Origin of the sequence: Paenibacillus sp. RC21, from assembly GCF_044907935.1 — a bacterium.
In the GTDB taxonomy this organism is placed as follows: domain Bacteria; phylum Bacillota; class Bacilli; order Paenibacillales; family Paenibacillaceae; genus Paenibacillus; species Paenibacillus terrae_A.
Window position 1 is genome coordinate 144,344 of record NZ_JBIYCS010000005.1, and the last position, 18,026, is coordinate 162,369.

Below are 18,026 nucleotides of genomic sequence, written 5' to 3' on the forward strand. Positions count from 1 at the left end.
CCTGTCATCCCTCTCTTCCATCCAGTAAGAAACAACTGCGATCGAAACTAAATATATTTCAGGGAGCCAGCTCCGTGCAGATACAATACGCTGCATTTGGAGCACACCGGCGTTAATCCTTCGTGATTAATCGTTTGGCGTGTTTTCTCATACGCATCCGAATTCCAGATTTCCTTCAGACTGTGCTCTCGCAAGCTTCCAATCGTGAATTCGCTAAAAAATTTGCAAGGCATCACCTTTCCGTCCGGCAAAATATCCGTTCTGGAGGTGAGCGCCAGGCAATGATTGGAGCAGCGACTGACCATTTCCTCGCCATGTATAAATTTGTCGATTTCCTCATAGTCCAGACCGGGCTGATAGCGCACACGAATGTTCCACGTCCGCTCATTAATCCGCTGTAGCTCCTGCATCAAAGGATCGATGTTATCCGGGTTGATTTTATATTTGAAAGCATGCCAGCTACTAATATTTTTTTCCTCCAGTTGTCGGAGCCAAGAAAAGTTTTGTGTAAAATAGTCATCCATTTTGAGGGAAGTCTCTTTGGAAATGTACCAGGGGAACGTCAGCAGCACCAGATCCAGCCTCTTGTCCTCCAGCATTTGCAGAAACTCGTACATCCGTCCGATCATGTTATCGTTAATGACGGCATGGACGGTCACCCGTCCCTTGTACAATCCCTGGTCACGCAGTTCAATCAGCTTATCCATCTGCCGCATCGTTTTTTGAAAGGTGCCTTTACCGCGAATCAGATCATGTTCTCTTTCAAAGCCTTCAATCGCTATTAACAGCTCCAGATTTTCAGATAAATCCAAAATCCGGTCCAAATATTTATCAATGAGCAGTCCATTGGTACAAAAGGTCATTTCGCGCCGATCTTCGGCCAGCACGTCCAAAATTTCGTCAAAACGCCGATGAAACATCGGCTCTCCGCCCCACATATACAGCCGGGACTTGGCCTCCTTCGTCTCGCTCAAAATTTGCCGAAGCATATCCGGGGCAAGATCCATGTTTTGCTCTTCTTTGTCCATTTGATGATGATAGCCTTCCTCGTTCCATTCAAAGCAGTGCGTACATCTCAGGTTGCAGCGGTTGGTCAGCTTAATGCCGATCGTCTGGGGCATGTCCGTTTTGAAGGCAGGGTCTTGTGTTGCGTTACGGTAAGATACAGAAGCGTTTTTCAGGTTGCGCTTAATGAGCTTGAACGCTTTCTCATCAATCAGCACATTGCTTTTGGGCTGCATGCTAACACCTCGTTTAATGGATTTTCAGGCACATGTACCAAGCTGTACGTCAGACTGTCTCCATTCCCTCCGGGTGCGGCGCTTTTTCCGCATCGCTGATCCCCTGAATGTAGCTGCAAAACGCATCTACCGAGCTCAAATGCTCCAGCTCAAAGGAATCAAAATCAATTTCCACGTCAAACGCATCCTCCACTTGCAGCATGAAATGAACCAACTGTAACGAATCCAGTCCTGCATCATGAATAATGTCCGAATGTCCATCCAGCTTACCGACCAGCTCAGGATCTTCCTTGACCGCGCTGATCATTTCAATCACTTGGCTTTGCATAGCAAACTCCTCCTTGTGAATGATCCTATTCGTTCCGCCCGACAATGCCATCTGCAAAGCTCCTCGAAAAATTCCTACACTGGAACTTTATTCAATTATACTCCTCCATGGAAGAGACAAGTCAATAGGTGATTTTGTAAATATATCGCACAATATGTAAATTAATGTGTGTTTTTTTCTACAATTTTCGCTATCTTTTTTTCGTAAAATCTAGCTCACATCTTGCTTGCAAGTGCGACAGGATTATTTTACAATAGATATGAAAATAATTTTCTTTTTAATGTTTATTTTTACGATATTTATTTTCATGTAAAATACTCTACAGCCAAAGGAGCGCAGCTCATGTCCCCCATTCTTCATACCTTAACCCACAGATTGGAGCAGCTTCCCGTCCAAGAGCGCAAGCTGGCGGAATCCATTCTGCAATCTCCGGGAGATGTGCTGCATCTGGGCATTCGGGAGCTGGCGGAGCGTTGTGGTGTGAGTCCGGCGACCGTTACGCGGTTTTGCAAATCACTTCATTTTAAAGGCTATCCCGATTTCAAAATGAAGCTGGCCGCCGAGCTGCCCCGTTCTAATAGTGACGGTGAAGCCTCCTATCAGGACATCGTCGCCGGAAATTCGCTCTCTCGTATCGTGGAAGCTATAGAGGCGAATCATACCGCATCTATTGCGGACACGACCCGACTGCTGGATTTCAGCAAGCTGGAGCAGGCGATTGCATGGCTGTCCGCCACAAGCCGCATTGATCTGTACGGCATGGCGACTTCCTCGATTGTGGCGCAGGATTTTTATCAAAAGCTCATTCGAATTGGCAAAAATAGTACCGCCTTCGCGGACTCGCACATGCAGATTACCTCTGCCTCCTCGCTTGGGCCGGGAGATGTCGCCTTTGCCGTCTCCTATTCGGGGGAAACACAGGAAACCATCGCGGCTCTGCGCTGTGCACAGGAACAGGGAGCCAGAACATTATCCCTGACCTCCTTCGGAAATAACACGCTGGCAGGTGTTGCGGATATTGCGCTATTTTCCTCCTCGCTGGAAGAAGGGATGCGGCGTGGAGATATGGCGTCCCGCATTGCCCAGCTTCATATCATAGATATCCTGTTTACAGGTATGGTCAGCGCGGATTTTGACAAATATATTCCGAGACTGGAAGGTTCGTATCAGCAAGTAAGCAAGCTCAAAAAACAACCAGGGGGCCACTAAAGATGAACATACGTATTTTGAACAGCCGTGAAGACCTGAATGCTACCGCTGCCGCTGTGATCGCCAGTTTACTGCTGAACAAGCCTCAAGCCATGCTTGGGCTTGCTACCGGAAGTACACCTATCGGCATTTACCGTCATCTTGTAGAAATGTACCGTAAGGGACAGGTGAGCTTTGCACGAGCCTACTCCGTGAATCTCGATGAATACGTTGGTCTTCCCCCGGAACATCCGCAGAGCTACCGCAGCTTTATGAATGAGCACTTGTTTCAGCATATCGACATTCCTCTTGCCCATACACGCGTACCTGACGGTAATGCGGCTGATCTGGCAGCAGAATGTGCGGCCCACGAGCAGGCAATGCTAGATCATGGACCCGTGGATCTCCAATTGCTCGGCATTGGTCACAACGGTCATATCGGTTTTAATGAACCCGGGCACGGCCTGACCGGAGCCACACATGTGGTAGATTTGGAAGAGAGGACGCGTACAGCGAATGCCCGATTTTTTGGCAATATAGATGATGTACCCAAGCAAGCAGTCACAATGGGGGTAGGCACGATTCTGAAGGCGAAGCAAATTATACTGGTAGCTTTTGGCGCGGATAAGGCAGACATTGTAAAGCAGGCTTTCACCGGACCTGTAACCACAAAATGCCCGGCTTCCCTGCTGCAATGTCATCCCAACGTGCTGATTTTACTGGATCAGGAAGCGGGAGGCTGGTTGAATTGAACTCGGATGAAACGATTTTTGATTTAACCCAACTACTGTATGGACAAGTCGTTATTGGGGATCACATGATTGAAAAAGGGGTTGTCGCAATTGAGGGGCAATCCATCGTATATGCTGGTGCAGAGGATGATTTGCCTGCTGATCTAATTGCAGCAGTAGTGGAAAATCAGGGTGATGGGGCAGCGGTGGGGGCAAACATCATGCGATTGGAAAGCGGCTACCTGCTGCCGGGCTTTATTGATATTCATGTTCACGGCGGTAACGGAGAGGACTTTATGGACGCCGATCCGCAGGTACTGGATACGATTACCTCTTTTCACGGCTCACAAGGAACGACCGCCATGCTGGCTACCACCATGACCGCACCAAAAAAGCGAATCGACCAGGTGCTAAGTGAGGTTTACGCCTATATGGCGCAGCCTATGCCCTATGCACAACTGGAGGGCGTACATCTGGAAGGGCCGTTTATTAGCCCGAACTGGCCGGGAGCGCAAAACCCGGAGCATATTCAACTGCCGAATCTGGCCTGGGCGAAGGAATGGGAGCAGCGCTATCCGGGCCTTGTCCGCCAGTTGACGCTTGCACCAGAGCGGGAAGGCGCGCTAGAGCTGATTGCCTGGCTGCGCAGCCATAACATTACTGCGGCTCTCGGTCATACGGATGCCACGTATGAAGAGGTGGAACGCGCAGCGGCGGCGGGCCTGAACCATGCGGTGCATACGTTCAATGCCATGACTCCGCTGCATCACCGCAAGCCGGGAGCCGCCGGAGCCGTGCTTACCGATCCGCGCATTGAAGCGGAGGTGATTGCGGACGGTATCCACGTGCATCCGGCAGCGGTCTCCCTGCTCGCCAAGCTGAAACGGGAGCACAATCTTATTCTTATCACCGATGCTATGTCTGCCACCGGACTGGAGGACGGGCATTACACACTCGGTGATTTACCAGTAATCGTGCAGAGCGGTGTGGCACGGCTGGAGGATGGCGTGACTCTGGCAGGAAGCACGCTGACGATGATTGAAGGCTTCCAATATCTGGTTCGTCATGTGGGTCTGACCATTCCCCAGGCATCACAAGCCGCCAGCCTGAATCCGGCTAAGTCCCTGAACATTGCGCATCGAACAGGTTCGCTTGCAGCAGGCAAACAAGCAGACGTTCTGTTACTGGATGCGGACTTAAAGCTGCAAGGCGTATGGATTAAAGGAATACGAAGATAATTTCTTCTTATGATTCCCCTAAACCAAAGAGCTATCCCTCAGCGATTTCGCCGAGATGGATAGCTCTTTCTTTGGCATTACACACATATGTGGTGAATTAGCGATGATTCATAGGTGCAGGGGTATAATTTTGTGGACGAGTTGGTGCGGTTGTTGATCCATCTGTTGGATGAGTTGCACCAGCAGCAGGAGTCGGGAATACCCGTTGGATGATATCCGCCAATTGGGCACTCATTCCTTTGATCGGATGACCGTTTTGCACACTGCGTGTAAAGTCAGTGGTATGCTTTACAAAATCGGGGTTAGCCGATACATACACCTGTTCAATCGAAGGTGCAAATTGCTTTACCTTGTTGGCGATGCGACTTTTGACGGCTTCGGTCAACGTACTAGGCTCATACGCAGTTCTTGCGCCTTCCACTGTGGTGCCATCCGTGCGTCCGATATCCGTGCGGGTACCGTCCGCCAAGCCACGAATCATACCATAAGAACCAGTACCCATCGTGCCGTACAATCCGTCACCACGACGCGGAGGTGTTACGGGTCGGCTCATTCCATTGTCCGTAATTCCCGGCGCTATGCCATCGGTGGTATAGTTGCCTCTTGTACCATCCACCCCATACGTAGTCATGCCATGTGTATTCATGGGATGCTTAGTACCTTTAACGCTTGAAGTACCTACACCGGTTCCGTTGGCTTGGTCCTTCAAGGAAACCGCTACATAAGCATTACGGTTACCGACCAGCACTGTCGCAGATTTTACATCCGGCAACTCGGATATACGTTTGGACAAATTGCGATCGACTTGCAGATTACCAATTTGGTGTCCAGTTCCATTGGCATTTTGGTTTAAACGCATCCCGTCCATACCATTGGACTTAACTCCGAAACGGTTCACACCATCCATATGATGTGTACTTTGCGCGTTATAGCGGGTAGTGTTCGTGCGGACATTATGATTCGCAGTCCCACACCCTGTCAAAGCAGCCATACTGGCGAGCAAAGCAGCAGAAATCGTTAAACTGATTACCTTCTTAGTCCCTGGCATGAACTCATCCTCCATACATATAAAATGTGTGACGAGATTAGGATGCGCTATGATTCTCAGGGCTATCCTGACTAAAAAATGACTAAATAAATAAATTTTTAATGTAAATATGAAATACAATTGATGATTTACCACAAGATGGCATGTATAATAAGGTTGAAAAATACTTTATTTTACAAAGGAGGATTTTCAGTTTGAAAAAGATCACCGTTTTGATGCTCATTTTTTTGTTATCCGTCACTCTTGTCCCTGTCGGCGCTTTTGCAGGCTCCACTACACCCCAACCCCCGAAAGATCCTGGAGGAAGCTGGGCAGAAGGCCCACCACCTAATCGCGTGGATCCTGCCAAGCCCGCACTATTATTTGTACATGGTTTGAACAGCAGCGCGGAAGTCTGGAAGAATAATAACGACATGCTTCAGCGCGCACGTGACGCCGGATACCAGACGGCCACCGTTAATCTGTACGATGCAAATGGCACATCACAGGATATGTGGGACAATGGTAAGCTTTTAGCCGACAAAATCAAGGTCATTAGTAATCACTTTGGAAAAAAACTCATCATCATTGCCCACAGCAAAGGTGGAGTGGATACTCAAACCGCTCTTGCATATAACGGAGCCGCTCCCTATGTACAACGTGTGATCACCCTCAGCAGTCCCCACCATGGCTCACAGCTTGCAGATCTTGCTTACAGTAGCTGGGCCGGATGGCTGGCAGATATTGTCGGCTCACAAAATCCAGGCACCTCCACTTTACAGACATCTTATATGAAGTATTTCCGATCCAAGACCGATGCACTCAGCAACGCGACTACAATTCCATTCTTCACGTTTGCTGGTGATAACTGGTCTGACGGAAGCGCTTCCTACATACTGGGCGGACTTTATCTTTCATCCTTTGGCAAAAATGATGGAGTAGTCGCAGTCGACAATGCCAAGCTTCCCGGTGGACGTGTAGTTAAAGTCGGCCCCTGGGATCATGCCAAAGTTCGTACCGGCTCTTATGTCTTCTCCCTGATCCAACCTTACCTCCAAGCAAACACTCCAGCATTGAATCAGGAAACTGAAGCACTTTCAGCAGCATCTTCCTTGCGTGCTTCCGCTTTAACATCCACCTATAGCGAGATCGACAATTCATACTTTATCCGCGGCGGAGACTATAACGGAAAAGCCTCCGAAATCCTCACCGTTGAAAATGGCGTCAAATCCATTGATTTGGACTGGATCAGCGATAAACGTGTAAGTAAACTTGAGCTGACCAAGCCTGACGGTACCAGCGAGATCGTTAATCTGAAAGCAGGTTATGATGACGAAATTTTTGCTGGTGCCTGGCATCATAATGCAGTCATCAAAAATCCAAAACCGGGCATCTATAAACTGAACGTCACGATTCCTGATAAAGGAGCGTATCTCCTGATCGCCCGTTATCAGGCCGCTCAGGTTCCTGAGCTGAAATATAATCTGAATGCCGTAGGTCCGAAGCTGAATCTGCAACCACAGGATTCCCCTAAAAGCGTTACACAAGTCACGTATCAGGTTCAATATTACGGTGATCCACAGCAAGGAATTACTCCTGCGTCCACAGATCTGACGGTACAACAAAAAGCGGTTAACCCCACCGGACAAATCGAGCTGTCCAAAGCGGACAAGCCCGGCATTTATTCCGTAACCTATGAAATCGAGGGAACTACAGAGGCAGGCTATCCATACCGCCGTACAGCTGTTCAGTCCATTTATATTGACGCTGACGGGAATAAGTATGTTGATTAAACTCCCCCACGCAATCATTTATATCATTCACTAAAACAAAAAGGTGTAGGCCCTCAAAAGCCTGCACCTTTTCTTTTCTGTATCATAATAATGGCATCCGGTTTAATCACTTCAAATATCGTCACGCTTCAAATCTTCTATAAAATCAGTCACAATACTTTGGACGGCATCTTCCCGGGACATTCGGATATACCGACTGGTTTTCTGAATATCTTCCTCGAACAGATGAAGTATACTGCTCATAGCTTCCTGATCTCCGTTTCGTGCTAATTTGAGCAGTTTGATGAACTCAGCATCTGAGATAATTGACGCAGCATTTTCTTTTTCCATTTATTCACCGCCTGTTGGGATAGCTTCAGCTCTCTTGCAATCTGTGCTTCGGTTTTGTCTAGTATGTAAAGGTCAAAGATGATGGCTTTTCCGATCTCAGATGGTAGAGAGTTAATGAGCTGTAGAATGTACATTTTAGAGTTTGCAGAGTCTGTAAAAGATGGAGTAGCGACGGCTTCGTTCTTTTCCATGACAAATTCATGATTGGTTTGTACCCGGGCACGATACTGGATTCTCCATGCAATGCGATACAGCTTCTTACGATATTGTTCAACCAATGTTAGCTGAGATTGATTCATCATAAACCACCCTTTCTCTTTGGATTTGGCTTTTCGAAATCCTCATATTATAGGGTAATTTGAGAACACATTTCACAACCAAATAAGAACATTTGTTCTTATTTATTATACTATTTTTTAGGTCGGTTGTATACGGTTCTTTTGATTTACCTTCCTTTATATACGGCTAAAAAGGAGGGAAACCATTGCAGATGGATGATGCTCTTTCTATCATAACCAACGTAGGCTTTCCGGCAGGTCTTTGCTTTATTTTGTTGCGGCACATCCTGCACACCATGGAAGAAAAACTGGATAAGCTGGATCTCTCGCTCCATGAGCTGATTGAGGTCATTAAGGAATTAAACGATGGGAACCGTCATTCTTCCAAAGGCAGCAAGCCTGATGAATAACGAACACAAAGAAGCTCCAACCGACGATCCTCGCCGATGGAGCCTCTTTGTTTGTTTCATACCGGAAAATTTGTTTGATTGCGGATCTGATCATGCTCCAAGCTCGTGTTCAGATGATCATTTTCCAGTTTGAGCCTGGTCATGTCCAGCCTGTTCAATACGCTTCACGTCAGATGCCGACAGACCATACGCCCAATTGCTTTGCGGAGGCACGACCCATACGATATCCGGTTCACCGTTCACCATCCAGCCCTGATACACCTGCTGCGACTCATCCTGCTTGCCCAGCGATACGCTCAGCGTAAAGCGGTGAACAGGTTGGTTTAGCTCGGAGGCTTTACGCAAGGACTGGCTGCTGGCCAGATTTTTGATTTGCTGCGATAAGGAGGTCGCCGTATCACTGGTTACCGACTTTCCATTCAGCGTCCAAGCTGTGGAAGAGCTTTCCCCGGTTCCCCCGTCACCGGATGACTTAAGCATCCAAGACGCAGACTGGCCTTCCCACTCCAGTCCGCCCAGCTTGTCATCATCCCAGTCAAACGGCGTCGTATCCGTAAAATCGGCTGCACCCAGTAACAACCCGGAAAGGGTATCCACAGGTACGGAAGCTACCTCTGTTTTATCTGACAGCACATAAGCAGCATCTCCGGAAGGCAACGTTTCGCCAAAAGCAAAGGTATGCTCGCTTCCATCCTTGGTCTTGATCTGAATTTGGTTGTTGGTGGCGCTGATTCCGTATTTGGCTACGTCTTTTGGAGAAGACTCCACCACCTCACCGAGCTTCACGTTTTGAATAGCGGCTAACCAATTGTCTATCGTATAACCGTTTAACGGATAAGACTGCGGCTTGCTCATGCTCCATTTGCCATCACGTTGGTTAAGCTCCACTGGCTTGCCGTCCTTCCCCATTATAGCGAAAGACGTAATATCCCCCTGCGTAAGCTGGACCAGCTGGCGAGCAGCAGGAGCTTGTTCACGAAAAAAGTTTTGGCTCTTGGCATAGACTATACCCGCTCCCAATACAACTAACAGCAGCACTGTGGGTATCCATTTTCTCATGCTCTTCTTCGCCTCCACCATAATAAGATTCCGGCTGCCGCGAACAACAACGGCAATCCGATCACGGATAGGGTCAATATAGTCTTCGCTTGCGCAGGAGTCAAATAAACCACCTTATAATCCTGCTCCTGACGAGGACGAATGGTAAGCCCGTCAGATTGTTCCTGTACATAATTCAGACTGTTCAGCACAAAATCCCGATTGCCTCCAGTGCTGATCTCGGTGTCGCTCAGAAGGGCCGACGTTCCGAGAATAATTGCCTTAGGCTTGCCGTCCTTGCCATCTACCGCGTAACCCAGATCAAGCGGCCCCTGCGGGTCCTTGTCATCCTTCTGTGTTTCGTTGTTCAGCAGCCCCTGAATATTCGTTTCGCCATAGCTGGCGGCAGAAGATTTGAGCAAGGCCGTAGTCTTCCCATTCTTCTGCTCCCCCGCTTGCAGAGCAATGGACAGCGAAAGCACCGGGTACAGATTGGACGCAGCCAGCTTTTCCGTAATCGCATGACTGCCAAAGGTAGGCACTGTAAACAGAGGTCCAAGCGTATTCGTCTGCTCCTGATCCACCACGATCGCATGTGTATCCTTCACACCGTAATCAGCCGCCAGTGCGTCAAGGTTTTTCCAGTCCGATTGCATGTTCGGATGAAAGCCCAACGCCAGAAACAGCTTTCCACCACCCTCCAAATAGGTGCGAATGCTTTTCAGCTCCGTCGCGCTGATATCCCGTTGCGGCCCAACAATAGCCAGCACCGATGCATCTTTAGGCACGCTACCCGCCTGATTGAGCTGCACTTCTTCTGTTTTCACATTATCCTGCGCCAGTGAATTGCTCAATCCGGTCATTTGGGACAAAGGGATTTCCTCATGTCCGGTCAGGAAAACGGCTTTTCCCTGGCGGGTAGACGATAGCCCCAGCAGTCCGCTGGTCAGCTTTTCTTCCCCTGTAAACTGGTACGCCCCCTCGCTACTTCCCTGTGCCTGTGTAAACAGACTACCTATATCAATAACACGTTTCTTCTCACCCTGAACCAGCACGATGGATGCTTCGGTGACACCGTATTCCTTGGCCAGCAGCGGCTCCTGATTCAGATCATATTGCTCGACCTTGAGCTTGCTGTTACGCTTGGCGTATTCCCTCAGCATATCCGTAACGTCCCGGTTCAGCTTTTGATTTTGCGAAGTCGATACGGTAAAAGCAATCAGACGCACGTCTTCCTTCACTCCCTGAATGGCCGTCAATGTCTGATCAGACAACGTATACTGTTTGCCTGCCGTCAAATCTAGCTGAAAGCCTCCCAGCGAACGCAGAAACAACGTCAGCAAAATAAAAATACCTACAGCAGCAACCGACAATACCACACTGTTTGTATGACCCAGCCATTTTTTCATGTTCATCACCTCCACCGTTTCCGTTCGACCACCTGAATGCTGAATAACAAAAAGAGCCCCGCCACCGTCACGTAATACAGCACATCGGCTCCGTTCAGCAATCCTTTGGTGAAGCTGTCAAACCGTGCGGTTAGTGAAAAAGGCTCCAGCCATTGCTGCAATGCCGCAGACGCGCCTGTTTGTCCACCAAACGAATCCAGCATCCAAAATACAAGCAAAATAATAAAGCTGACGACCGCGGACATCATCTGATGCTGCGAAAGCGTCGAAGCGAACAGACCAATGGCCATCATGGCTGCACCCAGCATAAACAGACCGATCACAGACGTAAATACCAGTGTCCAGTCCAACGCCCCGTAAAAGGACATTACGACCGGATATGCCAGGCTGCACAGCACCAAAATGAGCAGCATGCCCAGCGACGCCAAAAATTTACCCACAATCATTTCCGTCACACTCACAGGCGAGGTAAGTAACAGCTCATCCGTACCCTGCCTGAATTCCTCCGCAACCAGCCTCATCGTGAGCAGTGGGACGACAAACACCAGCATGGACAGCGTATCACCGAGTACCAGCCGATAATCCAAGATGCTTGGCTGATACATGACAAAATTTGTGTAAAAGAGCAACCCCGTCAGCAGCATGTACACCGCAAGCGCAAAATACGTTGTCGGCGTCCATAGATAGGCTTGAAGCTCTTTTTGACAGACCGCGAACAAACGCCTCATGGCCGTTCACCTCCTGTACTTTTGTTTTGCCCGTCCTTGTCGTTGCTGGACGCAGCCTCCTCACTGTCCTCCGTAACATCTGCGGAGATTTCATTTTCCGTCGAATGCTCGACTTGTTCCACTACATTCACTTGATCTGCCTGACCTGTTTTCGACTCGCGAGTCGTTAACTGCTGGAATATATTTTCCAAGCTGAGGCTTTCTTTTTTCAACTCCAAAATCGGAAGCTTCGCACCAGACAGCACATAAAAAAGCTCCTCGCGGAAATCCTCACTGGAAGCGCCTGTCAGTAAGCATCCGGTCAAATCTTCCTCAGTTGCAGTCTGCTTCGTGTCAGCTTGAGACAGGCCAGATGTTAATAGCTCCACCTCTACTTTCCCCCAACCGCTAAGAACGTTCAGCACCTGCTCACGGCTGCCTTTGACCTCTACTTTTACCTTAAATCCGTCTTCCATCGAACCGCCGAGCGCCTCAGGCCGTCCATCCAGCACCAACTCACCCTCATGGATGATAAGAACCCGATTACACAAGGCGTCCACCTCGGGCAAAATATGTGTGCTGAGCAGCACCGTATGATTTTCTCCAATCTCCTGAATGAGCTGGCGGATTTCGAGAATCTGATTCGGGTCCAAACCTGAGGTCGGCTCATCCAGCACCAGCAAATCCGGGTTATGAATAATTGCCCCCGCCAGTCCCAAACGCTGCTTATACCCTTTGGACAAACTGCGTACCAGTTGCTTTTCACGCCCGTTCAGCCCAAGCCGGGAAATCATCTCAGAAATGCGCAGCTTTTGTTCTCTCGCAGGTACATCTCGAATGCTTGCCACAAACTTTAAGTAGGATCGAACGGACATATCTCCATACAGAGGGGGCGTTTCCGGCAAATAACCGATTTTGGAACGAGCCTGTCTGCCCTGCTCCTGAATCGGTATGCCATCAATCGTAATCACTCCCTCATTCGGCTGGAGATACCCTGTAATCATGCGCATCGTCGTCGTTTTGCCTGCACCATTAGGCCCCAGAAACCCGACAATCTCGCCACGCTGCATTTCAAAATCCAGCTTATGTACGCCCCGGTTGCCCTCGTACCACTTGCTCACCTGCTGCACCTTGAGCACACGCTTCACCCTTTCTTTTATCATATTGCAAAGTCATAGTCTTTCACTGTAAACTACCCATTCGTCCAAACGGCTCTATTCCCTTCTCACACATCCAAAATGTTGCGTAGCGGAGGTTTTGAAGCTGGAGAAGCGCTAGCGCTCGCCTGATCGAAAGCTCAAATCCTTCGCGGAGCGGCCTCATCTGCACCTCATGCAACACTTTTAAACTCTAATGTTAATCCCACACATATAACTCCAGCTTAAAGTCACTTAAATATAAGCTTAAAATAATATGTCTAAAATGTGAACGAATGAATGTACTTTTACACTCGTTAACTTGTACGGTTCGCTCTAACATTCATTTGCATCCCCGCATCAGCCACAATTTTATGCTGATTCCATCTAGGCTTCCATAGATACCCACACCCTGTCCTTTTGCTGGAATACCTTGGTATATAAGAAACTTTCGATTGGCTGAAGGGGGTTATTGAGATCAAAGTCCTATTTACCTTTTATATACCCAGCGGCGGCGTGGAAACCTTGAACCGCCAACGCTGCAAGGTGCTTAGCCAGGATGGGATTGAATGCCATCTTCTCTACTATCAGCAGGGTACGGGGATGCAAAACTTGCATGGAGATATACCCGTGTTTACGACTTCTTCCGAGGGAGATATTTCTAGTCTGATACACACTCACCGTTACGATGCCATCATTGTCTCGTCGGATTACCAGATGCTCGCAAAACTGCGCATGTTGGGCTATCAGGGTGTGCTAATCTATGAATCACAGGGCTTCGGTCCGCACGTGGAGGCTGCATTGGTAGTAGGCGAAGCCACACCGTTTCTTCAAAGATACGCCAATGCAGTACTGCTACCCACCACTACGCATCTGGTCGAACTATTTTCCAGCATGTGTCCGTGGCTTAAGCGTTACGTGTTTCCAAATGTACTGGATACCAGCGTATTTAATTATGTACCTAACACTCCTCCGGTCAATCCGGTCATTGCATGGGTTGGGCGACTGGAGCCGAACAAAAACTGGAGGCATTTTATCGATATCTCTTACTGGATGCTGCAAAACCGCCCGGATCTTCGCATCTGGATGTTCTATGATAATACCCTTTCGCAGCCAGAGGATAAGGTACAATTCGAGAGCATGGTTACACAGCTTGGCTTGTCCTCCATTGTAGAACGTTTCAACAACGTGCCCCATGCTAAAATGCCTCTGTATTACTCCATGATTGGCGATTCGGGAGGGTATCTGTTGTCCACTTCACTGGTAGAGGGATTTGGATACGCCGTAGCTGAGGCCATGGCTTGCCGCTGTCCCGTGCTCAGCTCTGATTCTGACGGGGTGCGAGCCTTCATCGATCACAACGTAACGGGTAAATTTTATGCGCAAGGAGATATCTTGCAGGCGATATTGGAGGGACTGGATCTGATGAACAACGCGCCCGACCGCGAATCCATTCGCCAGAAGGGGCTGACAAGGGTCGTCGACCTGTTAGCACCGGATAAATATGTGCAATCCTTCCGGCAAATGATGGGCGCGCTGGGCGTGGGGTAAGCTATTATTTTAATGAAGAATTACTCCAGCAGCTTAAAGTAGGGCAGGTCTCCAAGACGATACAGAAACCATTATCCCCCAAAAATAATAGCTGACGACATCCCTTTTTACACACGGGCCATCGTCAGCATTATGACTTTCTTTTTTTATCACTACTGTTCGGAATCTATCTAATCTTTAATAATTGGTCTCCAGCATGAATAACTGTTGTAGCTTCCATTATGATATCTGTGTACACGGCTGTATTAGTTACAATGACGGATGTGGTGATATCATATCCTTCATCTGCTATAGCCTCGGGATCAAATTCAACCAGCTTGTCTCCTTTTTGAATGGTATCTCCTTCAGACACAAAAGAAGTGAAATGCTTTCCTTTCAGGCTGACCGTATTTATTCCAATGTGAATGAGCAGTTCAACACCATCCTCAGAAATAAGCCCAATCGCATGTTTTGTTTTGAAAACGGTAACAACAGTTCCGTTAAACGGCGCGTAGGCTACCCCGTCTCTTGGAATAATAGCCGCGCCCTGACCCATCGCACCACTGGAGAACGCTTCATCTTTTACTGCGGTTAAAGGAATCAATTCCCCGCTTAAAGGACTGAATACCGCTTTTTCCTCCTCTTTGCTTTCATCTGCAACCTTAATCTCAGAAGCAGGTTTAGCATTTTTATAGCCGAAAAGATAGGTCAGGATAAATGCGAGTACAAAAGCCACAACCAAAGATATGATAAAGCCGATGAAACCTGCATCTATACCTTTTGGATTAATGAACAGAGGAATACCGAAAACGCCGCCTGAGGCAAAACCATATGCCGTGGATCCCAGCAAACCTGCTGCGGCTCCCCCTATACCTGCGGCAATGGAAGCTAAAATAAACGGCTTTTTGGCAGGTAGCGTAACACCGTAAATAGCTGGTTCCGTAACTCCCATCAAACCCGCAATTGAAGCAGAAGTGGCAATAGGTTTTAATTTAGGGTCACGTGATTTCAAAGCAATGGCAAAGGCCGCACCGGTTTGAGCAAAAGTAGTACAGAACAACATACCGTTAATCGGATCAAACCCGTTCGTAACTACATTATTCAGGAGGATTGGAATAAATGCCCAATGCAGACCGAAGATAATAATGGCCTGCCAGAACCCGGCCAGAACGAGACCAGCTACAGCCGGACTTAACTGGTAAATCCACATGGAGCCTTTAGCTAACCCATCGCTGACTATAGTTGCTATCGGCCCGACAACCAGAAAAACAATCGGTGATATGATGACCAAAGTCAGAAAAGGCACAATGAACATTTTAATGGAGGCAGGTGCATACTTACTTATAAATTTTTCGACCTTAGCTGCCAACAATGCTCCAATAATGATAGGTATAACAGAAGAAGTATAATTAATCAGAACGACAGGTATGGTCAAAAAGGACAGCGCCGTTTTATCCGTAAAGGCGGAAGTAATGGTCGGATATACCAAGGCGGCTCCCAAAACAGCAGACAGGTACGGGTTTCCTCCAAATTTTTTACCTGCTGAAAACCCTAAAATAACCGGAAAGAAATAAAACATAGCGTCTGCTGTCGCATATAAAATTTTATACGTGCCCATCTGATCCGTCATCCAGCCCAGGGATGTGCATAAAGCCAAAAGTCCTTTTAGAATCCCCACAGCGGCGAGCACACCAACAACGGGCATGAACACGCCTGAAATTACATCGACAAATCGGGAGAATAAACTGGATTTCTCATTGTTTTGCTCTTCTTGACTCGCTTGATTCGGCTTTACTCCCATCGTCTCCAAAAGAGCTTCATATACCTTTGAGACCTCATTACCGATAACTACCTGGAATTGACCGCCGCTTTCTACGACGGTAATGACACCGTCAATCTGCTTGATTTTTTCTTTATCTGGTAATTGATGATCCTTCAGCTTAAATCTCAATCGAGTGACGCAGTGAATTACACTGTTTACATTTTCGCTTCCTCCCACTGAACTTAATACTTCTTCGGCTGTTTTTTTATGATCCATCATGTTCACTCCTTCTTGGATGCGCTTTCTATTTTCTTTTTTGTGATCGTCGGATGTGCAATAACTGCGACAATTATGACGCTTATACCGCCTGCAAGCTTACCCACGATCATAGCTGCCATCATGTTCGTCTTTTGTTTTATTTTGTCCCGATGATCACAACATCACTTTCAAAACTATGCATGTCTATAATGGATTGACCATCCTGGATGTACACCTCTGTTTGGGCAAAACGTTTTCCCGCTAAATCAATCGTTGTAAACTTGTAATCCTGCACATTGATGCTTAACCGCACCTTTGTGTTAACCGGAATATACAAAACTACGGTATTCTCGTTTCCGGCGGCTCTAATCTCTTCTGTCTTATTTAGAACAATATCCAGCGGCCTAATGCCAACAAGCTTATACATTTCAAACAGATATTTAATAAATGAATAATCCCATGCACCTTCAAAACGCAATGCCGTTCTCCAATCATAGGGGCTATCAAAGCCTTCCCCTTCTACGATGCCGAATTTCTTCCCTTTTTTATGCCAGCTCCAAATTCCGTGCGCTCCGTATGTTACTCCTGCTCCCCCACCTGCAAGGAGACTCTGCCATGCTGCTTTTCTGGCATCCAATGCAGTATATCTGCCATACACATTGCGGCTGTAACTAATTTGTTCATAACATGGCTCCCCGTTAATTACAGGCCGTATATCCGACTTATGATAGAAATGTTGAGCAATCTCGTGGGCTACATGTTGAAACTGGGAGTTGTGTCCTGATTGATACATATAGAATGCAAGACCCTTGTGTTTCTCAAAGACATGAGGAATTTCCCTCAATCTTCCTTGAATATGCAGCGTAGTTAAGCTTGCCGGGCTTAATTGGTGTACAATATCCAGTGCTTTTAAATAATAGGAATTGGCACGTTCAGTTGGAAAATCACTATCCCCACTGATCAGAAAAATAGGATCAAATGGAGAAAAACGGTTTACGACGTGCGTTACGTAGTGTTCAATGCATTCAAACGGCATTTTATTGCCCTTTTGGAACATTTCAGCCCATGTATCCGGTACGTAGTTACACCACAACAGAACCAGTGCCGGAACAAATCCACGCTCTACAGCCATTTTTATCATGACTTCCGCTCGATCAAAATAAGCTTCGTTTAATGTATGGTAGTCGAAGTCTCCATTTTCCAGTAACGCAAACGGCTGTAGATTCAGATCCGATTCACTTGCATCCCATTGTTGAAGCATGTTGATTTGCAACACATTGAAACCCTGCATCTTCCGATAGTCAAGGTAATCGCTCCACTCCTCCAACGTCGCGTTGGTAAATACGCTCCAAACCGTATCTGCCAAATAAAAAAAGAGTTTTCCCTCTTTGATAAAACTTCTTTGATTTTCAGCAATGTTTAAACTCAAATGAATCACCTTTCCTTTCTCGCCAAATTCACAACATCCCCTAAACAAAACTAAATAAACAACTAAATTATATGTTTTATTCGTAAAATAAACTAAATTAAAGCGCTTTACAATTGAATATTAACACCATCATTTATAAAAGGTCAACATTTTTCTGTTCAATGTTTTTTAGTTTAGTTTAGTTTATAATCTA

The 18,026-nt window shown here is 47.3% G+C and carries 17 protein-coding genes; 6 read left to right on the forward strand and 11 right to left on the reverse strand.

All coding sequences use genetic code 11. The features are described 5' to 3' along the window. Positions 1–47: 47 nt before the first annotated feature. Both ABIA61_RS17705 and ABIA61_RS17710 read right to left on the reverse strand, forming a co-directional pair. Positions 48–1,241: a radical SAM/SPASM domain-containing protein gene (locus ABIA61_RS17705; RefSeq protein ID WP_283653090.1), complete on the reverse strand. Its 1,194-nt coding sequence runs from the start codon at positions 1,239–1,241 to the stop codon at positions 48–50. Positions 1,242–1,290: 49 nt separating this feature from the next. Further along, positions 1,291–1,569, reverse strand: coding sequence for a phosphopantetheine-binding protein (locus ABIA61_RS17710; RefSeq protein ID WP_014277736.1), 279 nt, complete (start codon positions 1,567–1,569; stop codon positions 1,291–1,293). Positions 1,570–1,911: 342 nt separating this feature from the next. On the opposite strand from ABIA61_RS17710, the gene ABIA61_RS17715 reads away from it, so the two are divergent. The 3 genes from ABIA61_RS17715 to nagA are packed head-to-tail and all read left to right on the forward strand — an operon-like array spanning position 1,912 to position 4,726. After that, the gene (locus ABIA61_RS17715; RefSeq protein WP_283653091.1) at positions 1,912–2,778 is read left to right on the forward strand and encodes a MurR/RpiR family transcriptional regulator; all 867 of its coding nucleotides are present in this window, start codon (positions 1,912–1,914) and stop codon (positions 2,776–2,778) included. 2 nt (positions 2,779–2,780) lie between these two features. Continuing rightward, the gene (gene nagB, locus ABIA61_RS17720; RefSeq protein ID WP_283653092.1) at positions 2,781–3,509 is read left to right on the forward strand and encodes a glucosamine-6-phosphate deaminase; all 729 of its coding nucleotides are present in this window, start codon (positions 2,781–2,783) and stop codon (positions 3,507–3,509) included. After that, on the forward strand, positions 3,506–4,726 hold the full coding sequence (nagA, locus tag ABIA61_RS17725) for an N-acetylglucosamine-6-phosphate deacetylase (RefSeq protein ID WP_283653093.1): 1,221 nt from the start codon (positions 3,506–3,508) through the stop codon (positions 4,724–4,726). The genes nagB and nagA overlap by 4 nt, the downstream gene beginning before the upstream one ends. 97 nt (positions 4,727–4,823) lie before the next feature. Here the strand turns inward: nagA and ABIA61_RS17730 are convergent, their stop codons facing one another. Further along, the gene (locus ABIA61_RS17730) at positions 4,824–5,774 is read right to left on the reverse strand and encodes a YhcN/YlaJ family sporulation lipoprotein (protein ID WP_283653094.1); all 951 of its coding nucleotides are present in this window, start codon (positions 5,772–5,774) and stop codon (positions 4,824–4,826) included. Between the two features lie 194 nt (positions 5,775–5,968). Between ABIA61_RS17730 and ABIA61_RS17735 the strand changes: the two genes are divergently transcribed. Further along, a complete protein-coding gene (locus tag ABIA61_RS17735) occupies positions 5,969–7,546 on the forward strand; it encodes an esterase/lipase family protein (RefSeq protein ID WP_404519592.1) in 1,578 nt (525 codons plus the stop codon). 111 nt (positions 7,547–7,657) lie between these two features. On the opposite strand, the gene ABIA61_RS17740 is transcribed toward ABIA61_RS17735, so the two are convergent. Together ABIA61_RS17740 and ABIA61_RS17745 are read right to left on the reverse strand one after the other, a co-directional pair. After that, positions 7,658–7,789: a hypothetical protein gene (locus ABIA61_RS17740; RefSeq protein ID WP_252361499.1), complete on the reverse strand. Its 132-nt coding sequence runs from the start codon at positions 7,787–7,789 to the stop codon at positions 7,658–7,660. Positions 7,790–7,812: 23 nt separating this feature from the next. Next, entirely contained in the window at positions 7,813–8,175 is a 363-nt protein-coding gene (locus ABIA61_RS17745) for a sigma-70 family RNA polymerase sigma factor (RefSeq protein WP_283656318.1), read from the reverse strand. Positions 8,176–8,366: 191 nt separating this feature from the next. Between ABIA61_RS17745 and ABIA61_RS17750 the strand changes: the two genes are divergently transcribed. Then, on the forward strand, positions 8,367–8,564 hold the full coding sequence (locus tag ABIA61_RS17750; RefSeq protein ID WP_283656319.1) for a hypothetical protein: 198 nt from the start codon (positions 8,367–8,369) through the stop codon (positions 8,562–8,564). Between the two features lie 117 nt (positions 8,565–8,681). Here the strand turns inward: ABIA61_RS17750 and ABIA61_RS17755 are convergent, their stop codons facing one another. From ABIA61_RS17755 to ABIA61_RS17770, 4 genes are read right to left on the reverse strand one after another with little or no spacing between them, the layout of a single operon-like run. Next, complete coding sequence (locus tag ABIA61_RS17755; RefSeq protein WP_283653096.1) at positions 8,682–9,623, reverse strand: DUF4340 domain-containing protein; 942 nt, start codon at positions 9,621–9,623, stop codon at positions 8,682–8,684. After that, a complete protein-coding gene (locus tag ABIA61_RS17760) occupies positions 9,620–11,011 on the reverse strand; it encodes a GldG family protein (protein WP_404581083.1) in 1,392 nt (463 codons plus the stop codon). Before ABIA61_RS17760 ends, ABIA61_RS17755 begins: the two co-directional genes overlap by 4 nt. Before the next feature lie 5 nt (positions 11,012–11,016). After that, positions 11,017–11,739: an ABC transporter permease gene (locus tag ABIA61_RS17765; protein WP_283653098.1), complete on the reverse strand. Its 723-nt coding sequence runs from the start codon at positions 11,737–11,739 to the stop codon at positions 11,017–11,019. Further along, positions 11,736–12,881 carry an ABC transporter ATP-binding protein gene (locus tag ABIA61_RS17770; RefSeq protein WP_404581084.1) on the reverse strand — a complete coding sequence of 382 codons (1,146 nt, stop codon included), beginning with the start codon at positions 12,879–12,881 and terminating at the stop codon, positions 11,736–11,738. The genes ABIA61_RS17765 and ABIA61_RS17770 overlap by 4 nt, the downstream gene beginning before the upstream one ends. Positions 12,882–13,370: 489 nt before the next feature. On the opposite strand from ABIA61_RS17770, the gene ABIA61_RS17775 reads away from it, so the two are divergent. Beyond that, entirely contained in the window at positions 13,371–14,405 is a 1,035-nt protein-coding gene (locus tag ABIA61_RS17775) for a glycosyltransferase family 4 protein (protein WP_404519585.1), read from the forward strand. Positions 14,406–14,571: 166 nt separating this feature from the next. Here the strand turns inward: ABIA61_RS17775 and ABIA61_RS17780 are convergent, their stop codons facing one another. Both ABIA61_RS17780 and ABIA61_RS17785 read right to left on the reverse strand, forming a co-directional pair. Beyond that, positions 14,572–16,422, reverse strand: coding sequence for a beta-glucoside-specific PTS transporter subunit IIABC (locus ABIA61_RS17780; RefSeq protein ID WP_404581085.1), 1,851 nt, complete (start codon positions 16,420–16,422; stop codon positions 14,572–14,574). 139 nt (positions 16,423–16,561) lie between these two features. Further along, positions 16,562–17,842, reverse strand: a complete 1,281-nt coding sequence (locus tag ABIA61_RS17785; protein WP_404519583.1) for a glycoside hydrolase family 140 protein — start codon at positions 17,840–17,842, stop codon at positions 16,562–16,564. Positions 17,843–18,026 lie beyond the last annotated feature (184 nt).